This is a genomic window from Rhizobium sp. 862_C5_N1_2, assembly GCF_051811205.1.
GTDB classification, from domain to species: domain Bacteria; phylum Pseudomonadota; class Alphaproteobacteria; order Rhizobiales; family Rhizobiaceae; genus Rhizobium; species Rhizobium leguminosarum.
The window spans coordinates 2963275-2982820 of the sequence record NZ_JBPWPT010000001.1 but is presented as its reverse complement, the minus strand read 5'-3'; the positions used below and the strand labels follow the sequence as shown (position 1 = coordinate 2982820).

The 19546-nt window shown below is 57.8% G+C and carries 24 protein-coding genes; 15 read left to right on the top strand and 9 right to left on the bottom strand.

Features of this window, described 5'->3' with window-relative positions:
* Nucleotides 1–50: 50 nt before the first annotated feature.
* Nucleotides 51–254, bottom strand: coding sequence for a hypothetical protein (locus ACD590_RS15060; protein ID WP_130776557.1), 204 nt, complete (start codon nt 252–254; stop codon nt 51–53).
* Between the two features lie 71 nt (nt 255–325).
* On the opposite strand from ACD590_RS15060, the gene ACD590_RS15055 reads away from it, so the two are divergent.
* From ACD590_RS15055 to ACD590_RS15040, 4 genes are all read left to right on the top strand, one after another.
* Complete coding sequence (locus ACD590_RS15055; RefSeq protein WP_130659861.1) at nt 326–508, top strand: DUF3606 domain-containing protein; 183 nt, start codon at nt 326–328, stop codon at nt 506–508.
* 147 nt (nt 509–655) lie between these two features.
* Entirely contained in the window at nt 656–892 is a 237-nt protein-coding gene (locus tag ACD590_RS15050) for a hypothetical protein (RefSeq protein WP_439002967.1), read from the top strand.
* A gap of 232 nt (nt 893–1124) precedes the next feature.
* Complete coding sequence (locus tag ACD590_RS15045) at nt 1125–1328, top strand: dehydrogenase (protein WP_131645327.1); 204 nt, start codon at nt 1125–1127, stop codon at nt 1326–1328.
* Entirely contained in the window at nt 1325–1654 is a 330-nt protein-coding gene (locus tag ACD590_RS15040) for a hypothetical protein (RefSeq protein ID WP_439002966.1), read from the top strand. The genes ACD590_RS15045 and ACD590_RS15040 overlap by 4 nt, the downstream gene beginning before the upstream one ends.
* A 65-nt stretch (nt 1655–1719) precedes the next feature.
* Here ACD590_RS15040 and ACD590_RS15035 read toward each other — a convergent pair whose 3' ends face one another.
* Both ACD590_RS15035 and ACD590_RS15030 read right to left on the bottom strand, forming a co-directional pair.
* A complete protein-coding gene (locus tag ACD590_RS15035) occupies nt 1720–2565 on the bottom strand; it encodes a hypothetical protein (RefSeq protein WP_439002965.1) in 846 nt (281 codons plus the stop codon).
* Nucleotides 2566–3062: 497 nt separating this feature from the next.
* The gene (locus tag ACD590_RS15030) at nt 3063–3386 is read right to left on the bottom strand and encodes an RT0821/Lpp0805 family surface protein (RefSeq protein ID WP_439003542.1); all 324 of its coding nucleotides are present in this window, start codon (nt 3384–3386) and stop codon (nt 3063–3065) included.
* Between the two features lie 301 nt (nt 3387–3687).
* On the opposite strand from ACD590_RS15030, the gene ACD590_RS15025 reads away from it, so the two are divergent.
* From ACD590_RS15025 to ACD590_RS15005, 5 genes are all read left to right on the top strand, one after another.
* Nucleotides 3688–4137 carry a hypothetical protein gene (locus tag ACD590_RS15025; protein ID WP_439002964.1) on the top strand — a complete coding sequence of 150 codons (450 nt, stop codon included), beginning with the start codon at nt 3688–3690 and terminating at the stop codon, nt 4135–4137.
* Nucleotides 4138–4272: 135 nt separating this feature from the next.
* Nucleotides 4273–5022 (top strand): sulfite exporter TauE/SafE family protein, encoded by a 750-nt coding sequence (locus ACD590_RS15020; protein ID WP_439002963.1) that lies wholly within the window; start codon nt 4273–4275, stop codon nt 5020–5022.
* A gap of 443 nt (nt 5023–5465) precedes the next feature.
* Nucleotides 5466–6221 (top strand): ImuA family protein, encoded by a 756-nt coding sequence (locus tag ACD590_RS15015; protein WP_138387116.1) that lies wholly within the window; start codon nt 5466–5468, stop codon nt 6219–6221.
* Nucleotides 6142–7656 (top strand): Y-family DNA polymerase, encoded by a 1515-nt coding sequence (locus tag ACD590_RS15010; RefSeq protein WP_439002962.1) that lies wholly within the window; start codon nt 6142–6144, stop codon nt 7654–7656. The genes ACD590_RS15015 and ACD590_RS15010 overlap by 80 nt, the downstream gene beginning before the upstream one ends.
* Nucleotides 7653–10916 carry an error-prone DNA polymerase gene (locus ACD590_RS15005; RefSeq protein WP_439002961.1) on the top strand — a complete coding sequence of 1088 codons (3264 nt, stop codon included), beginning with the start codon at nt 7653–7655 and terminating at the stop codon, nt 10914–10916. Before ACD590_RS15010 ends, ACD590_RS15005 begins: the two co-directional genes overlap by 4 nt.
* A 54-nt stretch (nt 10917–10970) precedes the next feature.
* Here the strand turns inward: ACD590_RS15005 and ACD590_RS15000 are convergent, their stop codons facing one another.
* On the bottom strand, nt 10971–11258 hold the full coding sequence (locus tag ACD590_RS15000; RefSeq protein WP_439002960.1) for a hypothetical protein: 288 nt from the start codon (nt 11256–11258) through the stop codon (nt 10971–10973).
* A gap of 17 nt (nt 11259–11275) precedes the next feature.
* Nucleotides 11276–11533 carry a CrpP-related protein gene (locus ACD590_RS14995; RefSeq protein WP_439002959.1) on the bottom strand — a complete coding sequence of 86 codons (258 nt, stop codon included), beginning with the start codon at nt 11531–11533 and terminating at the stop codon, nt 11276–11278.
* A gap of 225 nt (nt 11534–11758) precedes the next feature.
* Between ACD590_RS14995 and ACD590_RS14990 the strand changes: the two genes are divergently transcribed.
* The gene (locus ACD590_RS14990; RefSeq protein WP_439002958.1) at nt 11759–12802 is read left to right on the top strand and encodes a hypothetical protein; all 1044 of its coding nucleotides are present in this window, start codon (nt 11759–11761) and stop codon (nt 12800–12802) included.
* Nucleotides 12803–12843: 41 nt separating this feature from the next.
* Here ACD590_RS14990 and ACD590_RS14985 read toward each other — a convergent pair whose 3' ends face one another.
* Nucleotides 12844–13212 (bottom strand): hypothetical protein, encoded by a 369-nt coding sequence (locus ACD590_RS14985; RefSeq protein ID WP_439002957.1) that lies wholly within the window; start codon nt 13210–13212, stop codon nt 12844–12846.
* 56 nt (nt 13213–13268) lie between these two features.
* Between ACD590_RS14985 and ACD590_RS14980 the strand changes: the two genes are divergently transcribed.
* The 4 genes from ACD590_RS14980 to ACD590_RS14965 all read left to right on the top strand — a co-directional run bounded on the left by ACD590_RS14980 (nt 13269) and on the right by ACD590_RS14965 (nt 16780).
* Nucleotides 13269–13745: a hypothetical protein gene (locus tag ACD590_RS14980; RefSeq protein WP_439002956.1), complete on the top strand. Its 477-nt coding sequence runs from the start codon at nt 13269–13271 to the stop codon at nt 13743–13745.
* 125 nt (nt 13746–13870) lie between these two features.
* Nucleotides 13871–14644 carry an SOS response-associated peptidase gene (locus ACD590_RS14975; RefSeq protein WP_439002955.1) on the top strand — a complete coding sequence of 258 codons (774 nt, stop codon included), beginning with the start codon at nt 13871–13873 and terminating at the stop codon, nt 14642–14644.
* 300 nt (nt 14645–14944) lie between these two features.
* The gene (locus tag ACD590_RS14970; protein WP_439002954.1) at nt 14945–15781 is read left to right on the top strand and encodes a thermonuclease family protein; all 837 of its coding nucleotides are present in this window, start codon (nt 14945–14947) and stop codon (nt 15779–15781) included.
* Nucleotides 15782–16348: 567 nt separating this feature from the next.
* Nucleotides 16349–16780, top strand: coding sequence for a cupin domain-containing protein (locus tag ACD590_RS14965; protein WP_439002953.1), 432 nt, complete (start codon nt 16349–16351; stop codon nt 16778–16780).
* Between the two features lie 51 nt (nt 16781–16831).
* Here the strand turns inward: ACD590_RS14965 and ACD590_RS14960 are convergent, their stop codons facing one another.
* The 3 genes from ACD590_RS14960 to ACD590_RS14950 form a co-directional block, all read right to left on the bottom strand.
* A complete protein-coding gene (locus ACD590_RS14960) occupies nt 16832–17212 on the bottom strand; it encodes a VOC family protein (RefSeq protein ID WP_439002952.1) in 381 nt (126 codons plus the stop codon).
* Nucleotides 17213–17409: 197 nt separating this feature from the next.
* Nucleotides 17410–17754, bottom strand: coding sequence for a hypothetical protein (locus ACD590_RS14955; RefSeq protein WP_439002951.1), 345 nt, complete (start codon nt 17752–17754; stop codon nt 17410–17412).
* A gap of 124 nt (nt 17755–17878) precedes the next feature.
* Nucleotides 17879–18091 (bottom strand): hypothetical protein, encoded by a 213-nt coding sequence (locus ACD590_RS14950; protein WP_439002950.1) that lies wholly within the window; start codon nt 18089–18091, stop codon nt 17879–17881.
* A gap of 290 nt (nt 18092–18381) precedes the next feature.
* Between ACD590_RS14950 and ACD590_RS14945 the strand changes: the two genes are divergently transcribed.
* Nucleotides 18382–19536: a hypothetical protein gene (locus ACD590_RS14945; protein WP_439002949.1), complete on the top strand. Its 1155-nt coding sequence runs from the start codon at nt 18382–18384 to the stop codon at nt 19534–19536.
* Nucleotides 19537–19546: the final 10 nt, after the last annotated feature.

Genomic DNA, 19546 nt, shown 5'->3' with positions numbered 1-19546 from the left:
CGAATCATTAATACGCGACTCAAAGACGTGTCAGGGTGATTCGTTCCGACTCAAAACGAATCATTTTTCAATGCTTTACGGAATTTCTCTCCCAAATTGATTCCGCCGTCTCCGCTGGTCGAATTGCGCCCGGCAGTAGTGGAAAGGGGTGGAGATTGTTCAGTTCGAGAGCCACAGCAACCTGCTTCCTCCAGCACCATGCCGGGCACCTCGCTCAGGGAATTCCGCAGCCGCTTCAAGCGGAGCATCATCATCCATTATCTCCCGGGAACCACCGGAATCATTGTGAGTTTCTACTGCGGACGTCATTCGAAGGAGAAGCCCGATGGCACAGACACCGACATCCCGCGGCCGCGCACAGGATCGAGCCCGCGTGGCCGGCGGCCAGGATCACGAGGTCAAGTACGAAGCAAAGAAGGAGGGCGTCTCGAAAGATGCCGTCAAGAAGGCCGTGAAGAGCGCTGGCAACTCACGGAAGAAGGTCGAGGCCGAGATTGACCGCCGTTAGGCGGCCGAACGACGTTGCTCTGTCCACGGACGTGGCAGGTCCCGTGGGTGTCCTGGCTTTCCTAATCTGGGATCAGGGCGACGCCGCTGTCTCGTAACGAACAGTCATAGCCACGCAAGCCTGCCGCCTCCATGTTTGGGGTAACGCATGTCCAAGTGCATACAGAACGACCACCTGCTGATGTCGAAGGCGGTCCGTGAATGGTATCGGTACTACGAGGTGGAGTGGGACGATCAAGCGTCCTCGTTTTTGTGTGATGCCGCCATCGAACTCTACAACGAGGGTTGTCGCTCGGTAGAGGAGATGGCGACCGTGCTGATCGGCACTTACGTCGGGCTGGCTGCCACGCGTGTAAACGCGCCGTCTTCGAGCTCATTGCATTGACAGGCTAAATCAGGTCAGACTGAACTCGACGAACTCGACGAACTCGCACTGCATGTGATCCGATCGCGTCTTCTTCCAGGCGTACAGCTTATGACCTGCTGATCGTTCAACGAATCCTTGCTACGACTCGTTCTGGTGTCTAGCTTTTCGGTGCTCGCGCCGTTGCATAGGCCACTTCGCTGCCGCAACATTGTCTTCGAGCATGCTCTCCGTGAACTGACAAGGATCCGACATGCTTGCCGAACGTCATACGACACCCGAATCCAACCCCGTCGACGCAGCTATGGCCTGGCACGGAGGGGATCCGCGCGCAACTATCGACGCTCTGCTCAAGGATCGCGAACGGCTGTGCGAACAGCTTGCAATCGCCCAGGCATGCATCAGCAAGGGCTATACGCGCGGTTGGCTGCCCGGCGCTGAATTCGAGGGACGATGATAACTTCGGAGACGAGCAGTGTACCGGGGTTCGTCGCAGAACTCGTGAGGGCGGCGAATGAAGTCGACCGCCTGACCGCGAGCGAAATCGAGAGCTTGTTGCTTCGTGCGATGACCACGGTACGCGATCTGCGCGAGCAAACTGGCATCCCTGGAAGTGGTACCGAACACGATGCAATCGTCCGCCTGGACATCGCGGCAAAAGGCGTCGTCACATTTTCCCAAGCGAATATCGTCCCTTCGCGAAGCCGCAGATTTGGTCCGAACTCTCTGGATCATCGTCGACAGCGGGACGGTTGTGACCTTAAAGCCGTCGCGGTAAATTGACGGACATCTTGTACCAACGGCGCGTCGAAACCGATGGATAATGATCGACCTACACGAACCGGAGATCAAAGAACCCGATCCGCAAACGCGTCTATCGACTTTTGAAGTGCATTGTACACAAAGGGAAGCTGATCACCTCGAAACGCCGGCACGGCCGATCGCAGGGCGCTATATGCATTTTTACGGACCGTCAGCCGTCCCTTCTTGATATCGACGAACTCGATCTCGCATCCGCTTTTTTCGCCGTTGACGTAGTGGAATCTGACGAGGCATTCGTCGGCGTCGGTCGGATCGAGCAATTCCACATCGGAAACTCTAACCTCCGGGGTTTTGAGGTCTTCACGAGAAACAAACGATGTCCAATCTCGTTCGAGAAACAGATCGTCGAGTTCCTGCGCGATATCCAATTTCGATTTGGGGTCCCAAAGCATTTGCTGGTAGGCGGCAGCAAGATATTCTCGAACGCCGTCAGCAATGATGGCCCGTGCTTTCTCGTCGTCTCCCAGATCTTGCGCTCGATAACGCAGCAGGCCTTCCGCCGTGTCGAACTCTTCCGAGACGTCGAACACCTCGATTTCGTCTTCGAAATCGAAGGAATGTCGAATGGCGAAGCGGTCATATCCGGTGGTAGGTCTTTCCTCATCCTCGGGGAAGATTAGCTCCCAGCTGCCGTATGTGCGGCCTTGCGTCGGAATGCGGCGTGCGCCGAACACCGCCCGGGAATGAGCTAGGTGGCGAAGTTCCGGGAGTGCATGTGAGACAGCGATCGATAGCGTCGGGCCCGAGGCGACCACGGTAGCGTCGTCGTACTTCGAGAATACCTGGAGCTCAAATTCGCATGGCGCGGCCGATGTGATAGTGGCCGTCTCCGAGTGATTTTCGGGTCGGGTAATTTCGGCAGATTGGGACATTGAGGGCCTCGTTCAATGGATACTGTTTAATCATGCTTGTCCGGAACGCTTGGCTCGGCAAGAGGGAGTTTCGTACCAGAGCCCGTTGGCATCTCGCATCCGGCATACTCTAGGCTGCTGCGCGACGCTGCGGTTCGGCGAAGAGCTGTCCTCAACCAGAGCCTCGAAAATGGGGGTGAAGGGAGTCGCGATGCTGGTGCAAAAAAACGGTCCCGCATGCTCTGGATCGTCAGGATGCGATAGCCCGGCTTCTTTTTGGGTGCGCTGACCTTGCGGAAGCGTCGCAGCGGGACCGTTGTGACCTTAAAGCCGTCGCGGCAAAACAAGAAGAATCGTCCTTGATCGGGTTACGGCGCGATCCAGCCGAGCGGCTTCCCCCGGGCAGCGGGCGGGCCGTTGCGATGGACATGGCGTTTCTTGCGACTGATCGTTGTTCGAAGAGAGCAGGGCGGCGAAGATGTCCTTGGCGCGAGACCGGCCGTCGAGCGCTACTCCTTTTACCTACCCAGTTTCCAACTGTCCCCAGACGGGCAGGCTACGCCGTTGAAGCGCGTGATGCCTTCGAGAGATTGCCGACTGGTTACAAAACCGCGACATCCGTCAGGCCCATCGTTACTGGCATCGATCTGTTCGATAACACCAGCGCTGCCAGTCGATGGGTTGGCCCAAGCAAGCGCGGTTGCACCGACGGTACTGTGACCTACGGTGTCTGCGATCACCGCTTGATCGGTCAAAGGCGTATGGTGCTGGATGGATGACTGGGCGAGGGGTGTCTCAAGCGGGTCGATATGTGAGCATGCCGCCAAAGCCGCGATGCTCATTGCCGAGATGAAGTGCTTCGGATTCATCGGTCGGATAAAGCGCTTTGCTTGTTGTGTTTCAAGTTACCAATAGTTCACAATCTGGCGAGGTCTGAAGAAGACGCGGTCGCTTGGAGACGGCGCGAACGTGTTCGCCAAAGTGTGGTCAGGCCCTCAATGAGCGTCGGCTGGACAACGATCTCGACGCGTTTCAACCGTTCGTTACGATTACCGCGACGACCAAGTCTCCGTTGCTCGCCCAGGCGACACCCAGTAGTCTCGCCGTCTCACCGACATATCGGCAGTGGCACGCAGCGATTCCATGGCAATTCTCTTCAAAACAACAATCAGCGAAAACTCGGCTTTCGAGATGATCGAACGGTCACTGTCAGGCGCTTACCAATCTGACGGCTACCTCAATGTCGTTAGCGATGCGGGCGAGACGGCATTGTCTTGGGGGCCGGCAATGCATGCCGAAGAGTTCAAGGCAGAGGTCAGCCAGATCCTGCGGCAGACTTGGGACGCTGCCCGCTTCTGGGTCATCTATGAGCGCCGCGAAGACCGGGGGGATGCAGGAGGGACTGAGATCCGTAACGCGGCTTTCCGCCTGACGCGCGGATATAGCGGCGTTATCGTTGTCACGCTCAGCCTCCTTGGCAAGCGCGACAGCGCCAATGACCTGGAGCTCGTCTTCGTCTGCTTCGAGCAGGATTTTCACAGGAGGAATTTTCGGGTGCGCTATGAGGGTAAGCCGATACAAAACCGGGATTGATGTCGCTCAAAGACGCACGCACGCGACCCGTTCTACTTGCGAGGACCACCAGGGATAGGTCGTGCGGCGATGTGGCAGCGGTATTGGACAAGAGGCTCGGCCGAACTCAGGCTTGGGTGCTAAGGCGATCTGAACATGTACGATTTCGTGCTTCTTTTCCTTGCTGGCTTGTTAGCAGGCAGCATGAATGCGTTGGCAGGCGGCGGGTCGTTCGTATCCCTGCCTGCGCTGATATCGGTCGGAGTGCCGTCGGTAGCCGCAAACGCGACAAGCACCTTAGCCTTGTTTCCCGGCGGCATGGCGAGCTCGTGGGTCTACCGTGACGGGGTTAGGAGTGTGTGCGGCGTCAATGTCGTGCCCATTGCTATCGTGACGGTTGTGGGTGGTGTGGCCGGAAGCATTCTATTGCTGCTAACCCCATCGAGGATTTTCGATGGTCTCCTGCCATGGCTTTTGCTGGTGGCGACATTGATGCTGGCGGCAGGTCCGAGGGTCAGCGCCGTATTCCGGACGCAGGCACGTCCGAGTGTTCTGACCCTCGCAACGGTTCAATTCTTTCTCGGTCTTTATGGCGGCTATTTTGGCGGCGCGGTGGGTCTTATGATGCTTGCGGCATGGAGCGCGCTCGGGGGCGGGGCCATCAAGAGCCTGAATCCGACAAGAATGGTGATGGTCACTGCCGCCAACGCGGTCGCCGTCGTCGTCTTCGTAGTTGCCGGGGCAATCGTATGGCAGGAGTGCATTCCCATGACGATTGGAGCCGTTATCGGCGGATGGATCGGAGCCCACATCGGACGTAGGCTGCCATCATCGGTCGTTCGGGTGCTAACCCTCGCGGTCGCCTTTTTAACGACCGCGGTGTTCTTTTCGCGAGCTTACCTTTGAGCGGAGGTCCGGCACCCAGCGAGGCAGGCTTTAACCCCGGAACATCCAGCTTTGGATGTCCCAAAAACGGGAGCCAGCGCCCGACAGTCGGCATGGCCTATCGAGAGCTGGCCGCCATGCACCGGGCGGCCGCAACCGCCTACGGCACCACTGGCTCCCGGGCAGCCAGTCTTTAGAGTTGGTTCTTCGAGGCGACAACGTCGCGGAGCGAGATGAATTCACCGTAGGTATTTTTCTTATCGATGACTTTTCAGTGGCTGTGGACGGTTCCTCGTTACGAGATTGAATCCATTCGTCCTTCCGCTTCAGCAGCATGGGGAAAGGTTGCAGTTCGCGGAGCACTCGCCAGCATATGTACATTGACTCACATTGCCCAAAGGAACAAAAAGAGAACATACTCGCTTTCGAGTTAGATGAAAACCTGATTTTGAAGAAGGCTTCGAATGGCGCAGAACGGCGCGAACCCCATCATCTGCGATCTTCGAGACCGCATCCAGCATCTCGAAGGCGCGGTGGCTCGCCCTAAAACGGTCCTGCCATTTGGTGTTTCCGAGATCGATGAGCGGCTTCCAGGCGGCGGACTGGCATATGGCGCGATCCACGAATTCGCCGGAGGTGGGGCAGGGTCGGTTGATGGGGCCGCAGCCGCGCTTTTTGTTGCCGGTGTCGCGGCCCGCACCAAGGGCAAGGTGGTTTGGTGTCTCGCTCGCCCTGATCTTTTTGCCCCGGCGCTGGCACAGGTCGGCCTCCACCCTGATCGTGTCATCTATGTCGAAGCGATCCGTGAGGAATATGTCCTCGAAGCCTTCGAAGAAGCCTTGAGGTTCGGAGGGCTTGCAGCTGTCGTCGCCGAACTGGTCCGGTTGCCGATGGTAGCTTCGCGCCGCCTTCAACTTGCCGCCGAAGGGTCTGGGACCATCGGTCTGGTGATCCGACGATGGCGGCGGCAGACCGAGGCCGGAGATTTTGGGCATCCGACAGCTGCGGCAACACGGTGGCGAATATCGGTTCTGCCGTCCGAGCCGCTTCGGGTTCCAGGTATCGGCCGGGCGCGATGGCTGGCGGAACTGATCAGGGTCAAGGCAGGTGAAAGTGCGGATTTTGAAGTAGGTGCATGTGATGCCCAGGGTCGTATCAGTCTTTTTTCCGACGCTGGCAACGGATCGGATCAGACGCGCCGATCCGTCCATACCGGCTGAGAGCCCGCTCGTCGTTGTCGCACGGAGCGGCTCGAAACGCTGGCTGTCGGCCGTCGATCAGAACGCAGCAAAGGTCGGCCTGCACGTTGGCATGGCAGGCGCGAAAGCACAGGCACTTGTCCATGGCCTGCATATGGTTGACGCCGATCCGGCGGCCGATCTTGCTGCACTCGAACGCCTGACGCTCTGGGCGCTGTCTCAATATTCACCGGTCGTGGCAACCGATCCTCCTGATGGCATCGTCATGGACACGGAAGGGGCCGATCACCTGCAAGGCGGCGAAGAGCTGATGCTGTCCGGTCTCGTGAACCGGTTTCGTGCACGCGGTCTGCCAGCACGTGCTGTCATTGCCGACACCTGGGGAGCCGCATTCGGGCTGGCGCGGTCCATGCGGGCTGAGACGAAGGTTATTCCAACAGGGAAGACGGCCGACGCTGTTGTACGACTTCCCCTCTCGGCATTGCGGTTGAGTGCCGAGACGATTGTCGGCCTGCGCACGCTCGGGTTCAAAACGGTCGGCGAACTGGCTGCGACACCGCGTGCGCCACTGTCCCTTCGCTTCGGTCCGGAGATCGGCCGTCGTCTCGATCAGATGTTCGGCCGCGTAGCAGAGCCCATCGATCCCATCCGCTGTCCGGAGATCATCGAAGTCCATCGTGCTTTCGCCGAGCCGATTGGCGCTGCTGAGACCATCGGAAAATACATCTCGCGGCTCGTGACCAAGCTCTGTCTCGAACTTCAGGCTAAGGGGCTTGGTGTCCGGCGCACCGATCTCATTATCCACCGCGTTGACAACACCATTCAGGCGCTGCGGGCGGGGACGGCAAAGCCGGTGCGAGATGTCGTCTGGCTGACGAAACTCCTCCATGATCGCATCGAGAGGATCGATCCCGGCTTCGGTATCGAGAAGCTCAGCCTTGCCGCAACGATGGTCGAGCCGCTGAAGGACAGGCAGATGGTTTCCGGTCTTGTGGAGGCTGCCGACGTCGACGTTACCTCGCTGATCGACGTATTGGGTAACCGTGGAACACAACGCATTTATCGTCTGGCACCAGTGGCCAGCGACGTTCCGGAGCGCTCGGTACAGCGGGTCTCACCGGTTGCCGAGGAAGACGGCCAGACGTGGCCGATGATCTGGCCGCGCCCGGTGCGCCTGTTGGACCGCCCGGAACTCATCGAGGTGATCGCGCTGCTCCCCGACCATCCTCCCGTTTCCTTTACTTGGCGCGGCAAGCGTCGGCGTGTGAAGCGAGCTGACGGACCCGAGCGCATCTTCGGGGAATGGTGGCTGCGAACATCCGAATGGACCGCCGTCCGCGACTATTTCACCGTCGAGGACGAGACCGGCGAGCGTTACTGGATTTACCGATCAGGTGACGGCGTTGACGCGGACACGGGCTCCCATCGGTGGTTTATTCACGGGACTTTCGCATGAGATACGCCGAACTCCAGGTCACAACGCATTTCAGCTTCCTGCGTGGCGCATCCTCGTCCGACGAGCTGTTTGCCACCGCCAAGGAACTCGGCATCGAAGCTCTCGGCATTGTCGACCGGAACTCCTTGGCCGGTATCGTTCGAGCACTGGAAGCGTCGCGAGCGACCGGTGTCCGCATGGTCGTCGGCTGCCGCCTTGATCTGCAGGACGGCATGTCGATCCTGGTCTACCCGACGGATCGTGCGGCCTATTCGCGTTTGACGCGGCTGCTGACCCTCGGCAAGTCGCGCGGCGGCAAGGCGAAGTGCATTCTGAACCTTGAAGACGTTGCACTCTACGCCGAGGGCTTGCTCGGCATGCTTGTTCCCGATCTGCCGGATGAGACCTGCGCTATCCAACTCCGAAAGATGTCCGAAGTTTTCGGAGACCGGGCCTATGTTTCACTATGCCTGCGCCGTCGACCGAACGACCAGGTTCGCCTGCACGAGATTTCGAACATGGCAGTTCGGCATAAGGTCAAGACCGTCGTCACCAATGACGTGCTGTTCCATGAGCCGTCCCGCCGCCAGCTTCAGGATGTTGTGACCTGTATCAGAACGCGCGTGACAATTGACGATATTGGATTTGAACGCGAGCGCCATGCGGACCGGTTTTTGAAACCGCCGGCCGAAATGGAACGGCTTTTCTCGCGGTATCGCGAAGCGCTCGCTCGAACGATTGAAATCGTCGAGCGCTGTCGCTTCAGCATGGAAGAGTTGACATACCAATATCCGGAGGAGGCCATCGTTCCCGGCAAGACGACCCAGCAATCGCTTGAGCAGTTTGTCTGGGAATGCGTGCCGAGCCGCTATCCGGAGGGCCTTCCAGCTCACGTCGAGAAGACCATCCGGCATGAACTCGCGCTGATCGAGACCATGCGATACGCTCCCTATTTTTTGACGGTTTATTCCATCGTTCGGTACGCCCGATCTCAAGGCATCCTCTGTCAAGGACGCGGTTCTGCAGCGAACTCGGCCGTCTGTTTTGTTCTCGGCATCACGTCAATCGATCCCGATACCAACGACCTCCTCTTCGAGCGTTTCGTCAGCCAGGAACGCGACGAACCTCCAGACATCGACGTCGACTTCGAGCACGAACGCCGCGAGGAGGTCATCCAATGGATTTACGAGACCTATGGCCGCAACAAGGCCGCACTCTGCGCGACCGTGACGCGCTATCGCACAAAGGGTGCCATCCGGGATGTCGGTAAGGCGCTGGGCCTGCCCGAGGACCTAATCAAGACTCTGTCTTCAGGTGTCTGGGCATGGTCAGAAGCCGTAGGCGAAAAGCAGGTCAGGGACCTCAATCTCAATCCCGACGACCGCCGTCTCGCATTGACGCTTCAACTGGCGCAACAACTGATGGGGGCCCCACGCCATCTCGGCCAGCACCCGGGCGGCTTCGTGCTTACCCATGACCGGCTCGACGACCTGGTGCCGATCGAGCCGGCCTCCATGGTGGATCGCCAGGTCATCGAATGGGACAAGGACGATGTCGAAGCTCTGAAGTTCATGAAGGTGGACGTGTTGGCGCTCGGTATGCTGACCTGTATGGCCAAGAGCTTTGCGTTCCTTACCCAGGAGAAGGACATCGATCTCGATCTCGCGACGATCCCGCAGGAGGAGCCCAAGACCTATGCGATGATCCGGAAGGCCGACACGCTCGGCACTTTCCAGATCGAGAGCCGCGCGCAGATGTCGATGCTGCCGCGCCTAAAGCCTCGAACCTTCTACGACCTTGTCATCCAGGTCGCCATTGTCCGGCCCGGTCCGATCCAAGGCGACATGGTGCATCCCTATCTTCGTCGCCGGGAGGGCAAGGAGAAGGTCGAATATCCGACGCCCGAACTGGAAGCGGTGCTTCATAAAACACTTGGGGTGCCGCTGTTTCAGGAATCGGCCATGAAGGTGGCCATGGTTTGTGCCGGTTTCACCGGCGGTGAGGCGGATCAGCTTAGAAAGAGCATGGCTACTTTCAAGTTCACCGGAGGCGTGAGCCGCTTCAAGGACAAGCTTGTGAACGGGATGGTCCGCAACGGCTATACGCCGGAGTTCGCGGAGAAGACCTTCAGCCAGCTCGAAGGCTTCGGCAGCTACGGCTTTCCGGAGAGCCACGCAGCATCGTTCGCCCTGATCGCTTATGCGTCGAGCTACATCAAATGCCATTTCCCTGATGTCTTCTGTGCAGCGCTCCTAAACTCGCAGCCGATGGGCTTCTATGCCCCGGCCCAAATCGTGCGCGATGCCAGGGAACACGGCGTTGAGGTTCGGCCGGTGTGCGTCAACCAGTCCCGTTGGGATTGCACGCTGGAACCCGTCGAGCACACCGACCGACATGCCGTCCGGCTTGGAATGCGGATGGTACACGGCCTTGCCACTGCGGACGTTGCTCGGATCGTTGCAGCCCGCGCCGATCAGCCATTCGACAGCGTCGACGACATGTGGCGGCGCTCGGGCGTTCCTGCTGCATCGCTGGTAGAGCTGGCCGAAGCGGACGCCTTTTTGCCATCCCTCGGGCTGGAGCGCCGCGATGCGCTGTGGGCGATCAAGGCACTCCGTGACGAACCTTTGCCGCTGTTTGCGGCGGCCGCCGAGCGGGAGGCAAGAACAATTGCGGAGCAGCGGGAACCAGCGGTCGAACTGCGACAGATGACGCAGGGGCACAACGTCGTCCTCGATTACGGGCATACCGGTCTGACGTTGCGCGAACACCCTGTCAGCTTTCTGCGTCAAGAACTCGCGGAACGCCGGATCGTCACCTGCACGGAGGCGATGTCGGCCCGTGACGGCCGCTGGCTGATGGCAGCCGGGCTGGTTCTGGTGCGCCAGCGGCCGGGGTCGGCAAAGGGCGTGATCTTCATGACCATTGAAGACGAGTCAGGCGTCGCCAACGTCGTCATCTGGCCCAAGCTGTTCGAACGGTCAAGACGGGTTGCGCTGGGAGCCTCGATGCTGGCGATCAACGGCCGCATTCAGCGGGAGGGCGATGTCGTTCACCTAGTCGCCCAGCAGCTGTTCGACCTGTCGAGCGATCTAACTGGGTTGGCAGATCGCGATCTGGAATTTCGGCTGCCGACAGGGAGGGGCGACGAATTCGGGCACGGTACACCCGGCAGGCCGGATTCGCGCGAGCCGTCAGGTCAGGGAATGAAATCGCGGGATATTTTCATTCCGGACCTTCATATCGATCAGCTGAAGCTAAAAAGTCGGAATTTTCATTAGGAGCGGGATGCGCAAACGAGGTTCGGACTGCAGCCACTGACTGCAGACCCCACCTCAAACTTGGCCATCGAAAAAAGTGCGCTGAATTGCCGCCCATTCATCTGGATAGGGCTCCTGATCTTGCGGACATTCCGCCTCGTACTCGCCCCAGCCTTGAAGCTTCCAATACTTGGTCATGGAGTCGAAATGGCTATGTCCCCTCAGCTCGGCGGCCTTTACTGCTCCTGGTTTAAGGAACGCCCTGAAATCATCGCCCATGGGGCCAGAAAGACAAAGACCAGGAAGCATCTCGCCATCGGGTTCAGGATCGAGCCAGACTTCATGGGCGAGTTCATTTTTCATTGGAACGCGCTATTACATTACGCATCGAGCGGGCGTCGGTTGGCAATCGAGATCAGTTCCTTGAAGTGAGTAACAATCCTACCCTCGCGACTCGCTTCCTCGGCTTCCCAACCGAACTTCCAGGCGTCGTGACGCGCAAGCCAATCCCCGAGAGCACTGGTATCACCAGTAGGCATCCTATGGGTCGCGAGGTATGGGTTCTCGTGGGCCTTCAGTCCGAGCACCCGTGCCCTTGAGCCTGCTTCCTGTATATCGATCAGCTCTTCAATTGTCATACGCGATCCCCCACGATGTCTGCGACGGTAGCATCGGAGTTCGCGCATGCAAGCGAATGCTAAAGAATGGGTTAATTTGGGACAGTTGAGCGTGGCGAGCGCCTCCGGTCGGCGATGCCGAACGCGCAATTAAAATTTGAGGACGCATTTTACCGCGGGTTCAGGTCGAACAGATAGCTATCTGGCGACACCGAAAGTGGTGAGACTGGGAGACTGCCGTTCATCATGGATCACTTCGGATCGTTCGTCACGTTGGCAGCAACTCCATACCTCATCGGCTTCCTCGCTTTGTGTTTCTGGTGGCGTTGGTGGTTGCTCCTACCCGCTGGGCTCGTGGCGGCAGTTCTGGCCAAAATCGAATACGCGAGCGTCAATGCCTCGGACGGGGCTGGCGTGGCATTCGGGATCATCCTCGTGGTTTTCGCGATGATTGGTGCCGCCAGCGGTTTCGTTGCAGGCGGTGTCGTGTTGATCGGCCGCACGACCCGATTGCGGGCGCTGCGGGCCATACATGTGCTTCCTGTCGTCTTCGTTTTAGGCTTCGGCAGCTATTTCGCAGTCACCTGGACCCAGCAGAAAATCAGGGAGGCTCGCTATGCGCCGCCCGCTGCCGCATGCCTCGACAACTCGCATCCGGCCCGAATCGCCGGTGTGGCTATCGCGATTCCGGTCGCGCCGGGTATCTTGCTCTACGGCGATGGAATGAGTGACGATCATTACGTTCTCTGGAGCAACCCGGATGCACGCGCCTTCTGCAACGAGGCAGATGGAGGCAGCGCGACCTTGAAGTCAGTGGTCTTCATGCTGGATGGCAGTCCGGCGCGGAGAGAAATGGAGACCAAACGACCGTTCTGCTCGCGCCCGCAACCTGAGTATCCGTGGGCAGAGATGGCTTGTCATCTGATCCCGACCGACGTTATTCCCGACAAGCCTGTGCAAATGACGGTTTCCGTCAAGGCTCCGGGCTTTGATCCTTCGGTGCGCGAACGCGAGGCTATGTTGAAGACCCAGGCAATTGTGGCGTCCGACGGCCTCAGAACCTATCGCTCGCAAAACGACTTCTATCTGCAGCGGCCGGATGGATATTTCGCCCAATGCTACGACCATCGTTCGAAAAGCCAACCCTGGCTCTCCTGCACGGCAACAGAGGAACTATCAGACAAGCTCGCCATCTCGTACGATTTCAGAACCACGGCCGAGATTTTCATACAGCAGTCGGCGGCTGTTGCGACCAATGCCCGTGCGATTTTCAATTCTCTCAAACCATGAAGTGCCAGTAGACTCCGATGTGCGGAGCTTGGCCAAAAGGTTTAAACAAGCTGAATTGGCCCGCCACGAGGCGATGTGGAGATGGCGTCAAGGTCATCGACCATGCCCTCCGGTGTATTGACGCGCTTCTTCGAGCGGCTCAAGTTCATCAGATGGACGAAATATACCCGCCTGATGTGCCAAACAACGATCCTGATCGCTTCCTCCGATGCCAGGACGCGCTCCAATTGGAATTCGCTGCTCTCGTCGACCGCGCCGTTGCTGCGGGGTGGCGGGCGGATGAGGTGCTCACGACAATCATCGAATTGGCTGACAACCACGCGCTCATGCTTGCCGCTAACGCCGACCTCGACAGTGGGCTGACGGTCCTGAAGAAAAAGCGTCCTTGACTCCTCCGCCAAAAAGAACAAAATGGGAACATTCCTGCGGCAACCCGATATTCCTATTCCAGCGTGGAGGATTTGGCATGCCCACCATTTTGTACAGAAACGATCAGAAAATCTCGCCAGGCGATGTCATGAAGTTCGCGGTCTACGCGGAGCATGTCAGCAGACAGTGCTATGACGTTTTCGCCGAAGACGGTTCGAGGTCTCGATCAGGAGCTCTGCCCCGTCGAGCGCAGGCCGTGTCTGATTCACTCGGTTTTGGAGATGAACCACACTTCTTGGCGGAGACGACGAAGAAGGTTCTCGACCTTCGAGATATGGTCTCTGGCATGTGCTTCGATACGTTCGGAGAGAGCGGCCATATGGGCAAGTCCATGGACCTTCTCGGCATGGCCCGGGACGTGGACGAAGTGCTCGAAAAGCTCGTTATCTGCCACCTTTCCCCGGAGGAGTTGGAAGAGGCCGAGGCGGAATGGGCATATGAAGCTCAGTTCTATGCGAAGATCGAAGGGGACAATTTGACGCGCGATGGGCCTGGCACCGGGGCGAGCGCCTGAAATCCTACCTAGTCATGATCTCCAGACTTCCGGCATGAAAGCGGCGGCCAGCAGTGTGGACTGCAGGGATGGCCAGAAAAGCGCTCAGATATTAGGCTGGCCGTGACGCGAAGGGGAGGTCGTGAATGTGCAATCTGTATCGCATGGAAGACAAGGATTGGGTTCGCAGATGGGCAGTGGACGTCGAGAGCCTGATTAACTTGATGCCCTCCTATCAGATGAACCCGGACCAAGCTGGGCCGATCGTTCGCAATACGGCGGACGGCCGGAAGCAGCTTGTGCATGCGCGGTGGGGAATGCCGTCGCCGTTTTTTGCGATCAAGCAGGCGGCTGAAGCGCGGGCCGAGAAATTGCGGCAGAAGGGTAAGTTGGTCGATATGGATGTGCTCATCCGTATGGAGCCGGACAAGGGCACCACAAACATCCGAAATCTCAATCTTCCGCATTGGAGGAAATGGTTCGGTGTCCAGAGCCGATGCATCGTGCCGGTAACCAGCTTTGCCGAGCCCGATCCAGCCAGCAAACAGGACGGCGAAAGCACGCCGAACGCATGGTTCGCGCGTGACGAAAGCAAGCCCTTGATGTTTTTTGCGGGTGTACACGTTCCCCAATGGCAAAGCGTTCGGAAGGTCAAAGACGGCCTGACCACAGACGACCTCTATGCGTTCCTGACGACCGATGCCAACGACGTCGTCAAACCGATTCACCCGAAAGCCATGCCGGTCCTCTTGCTGACGCCGGAGGAGGTGGATGTATGGATGCGTGCACCGTGGGAGGAGGCTAAGGCGCTCGCCCGGCCGCTTCCGAACGCCCAGATCGTTGTGACGTCACGGGAGCCCTATGGTTCGACCATCGTTACCACGTCCGGGGAGCCGGTGTCACAGCCGACTCTTCTCTAGGCAATGACCCATTTCGTAATTCGGCATTTACCAGGTTTTAAACCGGGAACAGCCCGATCTTGGAAGCGGCGGTTGTTTTGCGTACAGTCAAATTACTAACAAGGGTTGCGCTGGGTGCTCTTCACTAGGATTGGCTTTGTCCTTGCTCATATTGCGCTGGTCGCAGGGGCTTTAGTCCTTCGCGACGGCGAGCATCTATGGGTCCTTGGCCTGATGTTCGGCTGGTATTGCTTCGCAATGGTCGCCCTCATCGCCGCTATCTGGGTTCATTATAAAAAATCAAGCAGGTTGCCGCGCTAGATGCAGAGCCATTCGGATTCGAAGCCAGGCGGTGCGACGCTCGTGCTCTTTGAGACGGAACATCTCAAAGCCAATATTCGCGGCGTATTGGGGGAAGCGGCTCTGAGCCCATGGCAGCGGAGCTTTCTCTCGGATGTCCTATCCAAGTTGGAAAAGTATGGCGGCCGCGCACGGTTGAGCGATAAACAACGCCTGAAACTGAATGAAATCCTCGGAGGCGATGGAACGCGGCGTCAAGAAGCGGTCACGACATCTCGTACGACCCGGCAAACACGTCGTTCTCGCTTCCGCACGCCTTCCTTCCTGTCACGACGGATCAGGCGGTGGCGCAGGCGGCTTGTCCGAGACGCGGTGGTGGTGGCGCTGATCGTAATGGCCGGTCTTGTCTACTTGGTATTCGAGACTGGACCGGTGCAACCTTTTCTTGGCACGGTCGGCAAGTGGTCGCAAGCGATGGGGCCGGTCGACCAAGCGTTCACTGTCACAGATGGCGATACGGTTCACGTTGCAGGAGAGCGGGCAGGGACGCGGCTAGTTGGTTTTAACACGCCGGAGAAGTTCTCGCCCCAATGTGAATATGAACGCAAGCTGGGAGAGCGTGCATCGTCCCGGCTGAGGGAATTGGTCAAATCCCCCAACCTTCAGCTTACAAAAGTGCCGTGTGCTTGTCCGGCCGGTTCTGAAGGAACGGACGCCTGCAATCATGGACGTAGTTGCGGCGTCTTAAAGGTCGACGGCCGCGACGTCGGACAAATCCTGATCGGGGAGGGCCTTGCCGTCCCGTTCATCTGTGAAGGAAACCGCTGTCCGAGAACGCCTCGACCCTGGTGCGGGTAGCAATCATGATCATTCCGCCGACAAGCCCGCCGAATGGGCGCAGCCTTTTCACGTCCGCTTCCTCGAAGTGCGACAATTTCCGTGAACGTTTGACATGACATTTCTCGTTCGGTTGCTGAGGATCGTACTGTCACAATCGTTTGCATCGTCGTTTTCGCGGCATTGTTCGAGTTTCTGAACGCCATAGATCATCCTGTTTCCAAACTATACGAACGGCGAGCAGCAGTCCCAGTTAGACGCGGATAGGTTGGACTTGCGGCACACGGTGCAAAATCATATGGCTTTTGCATCTCGGAGATGCGGCAATGCGGACCTTCAGAATCATTGGCGGCATGACAGTGTTGGCATTGGTCGCCGTTGCAGTATTGTTCATTTGGTCGGGATTAGCGGCCAACGATATTGATCTCGAAGTGCCATGACAATTCAGCAGGCGAATACATCCCGGAACTGACTGCGCGAAAAGCTTATTGGGGAGAGTTCGGCGCAAGTACATGACCCTCTGCCCCGCGGTTACTAGCAAAGCCCCACTTATACGTGCTTCGGCAGATTACCAAGAGAACCTGAGCCATGTCCGAGAGCCGCATCGGCGGCCTTGCAACTGCACCTCGCACGGCAAGCTCCAGCTATGAAGGCCAGATCAAACCCGAACGCTTCGCAGGTATGGTTGAACTAAGGTTGGCCAAACCTCTTTCGTTGACGCAGTTCGGCGTCAACCACGTGCGGCTTGAACCGGGAGCGTGGTCGTCACTCCGACACTGGCATGCAGTTGAGGACGAATTCATCTACGTGCTCGAAGGCACCCTGACATTGCTCGATGATAATGGACCTCACGAACTGACGCCTGGAATGTTCGCGGCCTTTCCGGCAGGTGAGGGGAACGGCCATCACATCCAGAACCGCTCTGATCAGCCGGGCATCTTCCTGATTGTTGGCTCACGCCGACCGGGTGAAGAAACGATCCATTACCCCGACGAGGACTTCGGGCCGATCCAGAAATAGGGGCGTTTGTATTGCGCACGGACCGATCTCAGGTCGCGGAAGTCCTCGACGTTAATTTTCGTTTTTACGGCCGGTCACTCTGACATAATAACCATCGGGATCGACAAGGCGAAAGTCACGCAGCCCCCAAGTCTGAAGAGCAAGATCGGAGACCGGCCAGCAGCTCTCCTTTGCTGCGCGATAGGCATCCTCGACATCAGCGACCTTCAAGACGATTTCGACGCCGAGGCCCGCTCTCTGGCCGGCATCGATCCGTAGCGGATGATCGGTCGAAAGGACGCTACGCGAATTGATCGCGATCACCGCGTCGCCGTTTTTCAACATCGTGAATTCGGTTCTTGCCGAACCCTGGATTTGAAAGCCTAGAACGCGCCGATAGAAATCAAGCGATTCTTCCGGGCTCTCGACAAATAGCTCCAAACTCAGTTGCAACTGGTGCCTCCTTTCCTTTTCTGCGAAGAGGTTGCGGGGTTCTCGAACCCCATCGGCTGATCCCATGGGAATGTCGCCTAATGCGGATTCAGGTTCCTGTGCCTTCGGGCTGACAGACCCCTTATGAGCTATGCTCGGAGCAACCGCGTCGGTTGCGACCGAGGTCACCACACTGCCGTCGACATGCAATATGTTTGTCACACGAAGGGTCCTGCTTCTCTTCGGGCCCGCTGCCGCTTAACAAATGCGCTACCCACATACCAAGCTAGATAGGTCATTAGAATGGCTAGCTGCTGCAAGAAGATCGCGACGACGACTATAAACTGATCCAATCCGTCATAAGAGTCGTCGCCTACATCGGTGATATCTGGCGTGAACGTCACTCTGTCGCATACGTATACTGACAGAACGATCCAGATGACCGCCAAAAAATGCAATGTCTTCCGGCATCGTGGCCATGTGTGGCCCGCGATAAAAGCCACCAGCGGAGCTGCGAAGTTGCTCATAAGTATGATGGCGAACGCGAGTTCAGGCTTGATCATCGAAAATTGATCCTTCCGACGTGCTGCGGCGCAGGATGAGGCTCTGGCCTTTCGCGCTCCATAGACGTCTCTGTCCATAGAATTCTATCCAAGAGACCGAATGGCTCAACACTGCCACGCGCTATCAATCATCGCATTCCATGTCAGCGATGTCGCCAGCCAGGACGTCGGCGTGCTCGGACAGAACGGCAGCCACATTGTCGAGAAGCATCGCCAATTCGGAATCGCTGTCAAAAAGCTGTTCCTGTTTAGCTTTCAACTTGCCGATATAGAACTGATGAATATGCAATGACCCGGTCATTTGGGCGAGGCTTGGCATGCTGATGAATGCTCCCATTTAGTGATTCCGGAAGGTTCGTCAAGCATAGCGCGTGACAGGCATTCCCGTCGACCGCTCCATCTTCATCGACGTCGTCCGCCGGTAGATAATTCCGGTATATCGTATCTGCGTCAGCACGAACTCGCTCCACTCGGCGAACCAGGAGTAGCCCTTACCTACCAAGCGACCAGGCGCGGGTTGGAGAGTGCTAATGACCCGGTACTCGGGATTGCAGGGCACGTCGGTTGTCAGAAGCTGCGCCGAATGCTACCGGAAGATGTGCAGGTGTTTATGACAGGGGTGCATTCATGAATCGATTGATCGTCTTCCTTGCGGTTGGCCTTTCGACCGCCACCGCGCATGCGAGCGGGCTTCCGTTTTTCCCCAACACGAACGTCCCAGACTACACCGCGAAGCTCGTTGTGCGCGAAACATACGGAGATGGGAAGGACAACTGGCGGGTCGTGCAGCATCACAACGGCTGGACGCATGTCGAGGAGACACAAGGTGACGAGGCACATATCTGGTATGGGCACTTCTTTCAGAACGTTGTTTTGTCAACAGGCAAGAAAGATGGAGAGGAGATCAATCGCTTCAATATCAGGCAAGTCGAGCCGTCGTTTGACTACCTCGGCATCAAGCAGGTCAAGGAAACGAACGATGTGGAGACAGTGGGCGGCGAAGAGTGCCGCTGGTGGGAAATAGTTCGTAAGCCACCGGCGGAAAGGCCGATTTGGATGACCTGCTTGACCAGCGACGGAATAGAGGTCGCAACCAAGGTTCTCTTTTCCAAGGGTAAATTGATGTCCGAGGCGCGTCTGACCGAGATCAAGCGAGGTCCGGTCCCGGAGGCCGATGTGTTGCCCCCAAGACAGCTTTTTGAAGCCACCACATGGCTCAAGCCGCTGCGTACCTACCCGGATCACCCTCCGAGTGCTGTCGATTTCGAGGCGAGATTGGTTGCGAGGGCGTCTGACAATCCGTCGATAGACAAGACCTCTGAGGTGAGGCTGTTGCGACATTATCCATGGTGGTTTCGCCAGAGTGACGGCAAGGACGGGTCGATCCGGATCGAAGTTTGGAACGAGCTTGAGAACCAGGGAATTTCCTATTCCTCATCGAAGCGGGAACGCAGGATTGTCGCTGGCCGCTCTTCGCTGGACCCGAAGCGTTCCTTCTCTCAATTCAGCAGCCAAACTGGAATGGAAAATCTGGGCGAGCAGGGCCAGTTTCTTGGCGAAAATTGCACATGGTATGACCTAACGCCGAATACGGCCGATGCAAATCAGAAGCAGTGCATCACGTCCGACGGTATTCCGTTGAAGGACGACCACTGGTCCGGCTGGAGCGCAGTGGAGAGCTTCGACACGGTGGCGTTTACGCGTCGCGCCGTAGACATTACGGAAATGCGGCCGCCTCGCGAATATCTCGATCCCAAAGCCTGGGGATTTAAGTTCCGATAGCTTGGGTGGC